At 71.2% G+C, this 299-nt stretch carries 1 protein-coding gene; it reads right to left on the bottom strand.

Annotated features, from left to right (window positions below; all coding sequences use genetic code 11):
* A partial coding sequence (locus tag F0U44_RS22135) for an integrase core domain-containing protein (RefSeq protein ID WP_149730573.1) occupies positions 1-299 on the bottom strand: 299 nt, incomplete at both ends.

The following is a 299-nucleotide window of genomic DNA, read 5'->3' as shown; positions in this document are numbered from 1 at the left end:
TGACGGTGGTGTCGTCGGCGATCGCGAGGATCTTGGTGCCGCGGTGGGCGTAGCCCACGCCGAGGGGGTGCATCCGGCCGGCGCGGCGGAAGGAGACCTTGCCCCAGACGTCGACGCGGTCGTAGCGCAGTCGGTAGTGGATGCCTGGGTCCGCGGCGGTGGCGGGGCTGGCTTTGGGGAGCGCGGCGTACACGGCTGCGGGTGTCGTGCGTCGGTGGGCTCGGTGGGGTCGGTGGTTGTTGTAGGTGTCGCGGAACTCGTCGAGCTGGGCTTGGAGGTCGGCGATGGTCGCGGCTGGT

This window comes from Nocardioides humilatus, assembly GCF_008373755.1.
Classification (GTDB): domain Bacteria; phylum Actinomycetota; class Actinomycetes; order Propionibacteriales; family Nocardioidaceae; genus Nocardioides; species Nocardioides humilatus.
Note: the sequence above shows the minus strand (reverse complement) of the source record. Positions and strands in the feature narration are given on the sequence as shown.